Origin of the sequence: Alienimonas chondri (genome assembly GCF_013036045.1) — a bacterium.
Lineage (GTDB): Bacteria > Planctomycetota > Planctomycetia > Planctomycetales > Planctomycetaceae > Alienimonas > Alienimonas chondri.
On the sequence record NZ_WTPX01000282.1, the window covers coordinates 1 to 2,894 of the forward strand.

The window sequence follows — 2,894 nt, forward strand, 5'->3', positions numbered from 1 at the left end:
GAGCACGCCCGCCCCGTGCTGCCCAGCGGGGTGCAGGAGCTAGCCCTGCCGGCCGATCGCGTGCCCACCGGCAGCCGCACCGTGCTGCGGCCGGCGCTGTACGGGACGGCGAAGCTGCATTATCTCAGCACGACATATGACCTGGACGAGTGGCGGGAGGTGAGCGTCTGCGTCCCGGTTCGCGGCGACATCCCCGCCGACCCGTGGGACGGCGGCCTCGACGACGTGCCGGCCGACGCCCCGTCGCCGCTCGCGGAGGCCTACGACCTCTCCAAAGTGGACTTCGCCCCGGCCCCCGCGGATCTCGCCGGGTCGAAGAACTTCACCGCCTGGAAGCACAAGCTGAAGGACCATCTGTACCGCGACCGCCGGTTGACGGTTTATAAGTGCAAAGAACTCGGCGAAGTCAGCGAGCCGGGCGAGGACGAGCGGGACTTCCGCATCCGCCTCACGCAGTCTGCCCGCGAGCATCGGGACCGGGAGGTCGAAAAGCTTCGCAAGAAGTACGGCACGAAGATTCGCTCCGCCGAGCGAATGATCAGCACCGCCCGCCGCCGCGTGGCCCGCGAGCAGGAGCAGGCCGACCGGGCGAAGCAGGACAGCTACCTGAGCCTCGGCAGTTCGCTGCTGGGGGCGTTGTTCGGCCGCAAACTCATGAGCAGTACGAACGTGCGCCGGGCCTCGACCGGCATGCGGAGTCTCGGCCGGGCCAGCGATCAGGCGAATGACGTGACCGAGGCGGAGGAGATGCAATTGGAGCGGGAAGAACAACTCGCCGCCGTCGAGGACGAACTCGCCGCGGAGATCGAGGCGCTGGAAGACGATATGGACCCGCGAAACCTGGAGCTGACTTCCAAGGAAATCGCCCCCCGCAAAAGCGACATCGCCGTCGCCCCGATCGCCGTCCTCTGGCGCCCCTGGTCCGTCGACCCCACCGGGATTGCGGAGCCGGGTTGGGGGTGAACGGCAGCCCGAGGCGCAAGCCGAGGTCGTGCGATATTCGTAAGCTCACCCGGCCTCGGCTCGCGCCTCGGGCTGCCGATTCAGTTGGGGAACATCGTCGCTTTGTTCGATCGAGGTCGCTGCCGAGCCGGCAAGGGCGTGCCTTCTTCGCGGTCGAATTCGTCCGGGCTGCGGAGGGGCGGGGAGGGGTCGGCGGTATCGGTTCGCCATTGGGCGAGGGCGCCGCGGAGTTCGTTCAACGCCGCCGCGTGAGCCGGGTCGGCCGCGAGGTTGTTTAATTCGTGCGGGTCGGCGGAGAGGTCGTACAACTCTTCGGCCGGGCCGGGGGTGAAAATGGCGGCTTGCTCCGGGGTGAGCGACTCCCGCAGGTGGCGCATCGCGACGAAGGTCGGGCTGCGGACGGCGTCGGCGGGCGGGGTGTTCGGCAGTTCCGGAGCGAGGTTGTGGATGTATTTATAGTCGGTCGTCCGCACGCTCCGCTGGCTGGCGTCGTAATCGTGCCAGTTCTTCTCGGAGAAGGCGTACTCGCGAATCGCCGGGCCGGCGGGGTCGTTCAGCAGCGGCAGGAAGCTCTCGCCGCGGCCCTTCTTCAGCGGGCCGGCGTCGCAGAGGTCGAGGATCGTCGCGGAGACGTCCACGCTGCTGACCAACCGTTCGGAAGTCGTCCCGGCCGGCGTCACGCCGGGCAGACGAGCGATCAGCGGGGTTTTCACGCCGCTGTCGTACAGCGTCGTTTTACAGCGGGGGAAGGGGCGGCCGTTGTCGCTCATAAAGATCACCAGCGTGTTCTCCGCCACGCCCTGTCGATCGAGTTCGGCCAGCACCTCGCCGACGTAGCCGTCCAGCCGCGTCACCTCGTCCATATACGCCGCGAGATCGCTCCGCGTGCCGTACACGTCCGGCAGGAAGGGCGGAACGACCGCGTCGGCGGCGGTGTGCGGGTTCGGGATCGTGTCGTCCTCATAGGCTCGGTGCGGGTCGAGGGCGGCGAGCCAGAGGAAGAACGGCTTGTCCTGCGGGCGGTTCTTGAGCACGGGCACCCAGTCCTCGCAGCCGCTGGGGTTGGCGCCGGCGGTCATTTTCATCGGTTGGCCGTCCGGCCCGGTCGGCAGCACGAACCCGCCCTGGCCGGCTTCGACGACCAGATCGAACCGATCCTTCACCGCGTTGCCGAGGTGCCACTTGCCGACGGCGGCGGTGAAGTAGCCCTTCGCTTTGAGCCGTTCGCTGAACGTCTCGTTGGAGGCGGGCAGGGGCCAGTGCAGTTGTTCGGCGTCGGTCTCGTGCGGGTACTTCCCGGTGAGCAGGCTCGACCGGCTGGGGCTGCATGAACTGATCGTCAGCACCGCGTTCGTGAACCGCACCCCCTGCGTCGCCAGCCGATCGATATTCGGCGTGCGGATGTGCGGGTGCCCCCGACAGCCGAGATCCCCATCGCCCAGATCATCCGCGATGATGAGCACGACGTTCGGCGGATCGGCCGCGTCGGCAGCCGAGGGGACAAACGCCAGTGCGGCGAGTAGAGCGAGACGAAGCATGACGATGGCCAAAGGGCTGCGGGCGAACCGGCTGATTCTCCCGCCTGCGACCGCCCCCACGCCACCGAACCAGCTTTGGCCGGGATGCCTTAAAGCAGATTCGCCGTCCCCAGCCAACTGAACACGGCCGCGAACATCGTTCCCATGAACAGCAGACTCAGCTTGAAGTCTGAAATGAGCTCCGTGACGAGGTTCCCGTTGAACAGACCGCTGAGATGATAGTGCTCCGGAAAGGGGCGACACGCGAGCTTGAGGGCCGCCTCCAAGCCGACCCACCCGCCGAATAACACCCGGGTCAGTCCCCATCCCATGAGTACGCCCGCGGCAACGGCGGCGAGGGGCGGAACGGCGTCGGCGAGGGCGGCGACCGGCGGGAGCATTGATGGGCGGGGC

General features: G+C 67.7%; 2 protein-coding genes and 1 pseudogene. 1 reads left to right on the top strand and 2 read right to left on the bottom strand.

Annotation, left to right across the window (positions count from 1 at the left end; translation table 11 throughout):
• A pseudogene (locus LzC2_RS20945) lies at positions 1-963 on the top strand (ATP-binding protein); the annotation flags it as partial.
• Between the two features lie 80 nt (positions 964-1,043).
• Here the strand turns inward: LzC2_RS20945 and LzC2_RS20950 are convergent.
• Both LzC2_RS20950 and LzC2_RS20955 read right to left on the bottom strand, forming a co-directional pair.
• Positions 1,044-2,501 carry a sulfatase family protein gene (locus LzC2_RS20950; RefSeq protein WP_171189973.1) on the bottom strand — a complete coding sequence of 486 codons (1,458 nt, stop codon included), beginning with the start codon at positions 2,499-2,501 and terminating at the stop codon, positions 1,044-1,046.
• An 89-nt stretch (positions 2,502-2,590) separates the two neighbouring features.
• The coding region (locus LzC2_RS20955) for a hypothetical protein (RefSeq protein WP_171189974.1) at positions 2,591-2,894 on the bottom strand (304 nt) is incomplete at its 5' end.

Coding starts and splice junctions, on each gene's coding strand:
- LzC2_RS20950 (WP_171189973.1), bottom strand. CDS start 2,501: ATGCTTCGTCTCGCTCTACTCGCCGCACTGGCGTTTGTCCCCTCGGCT.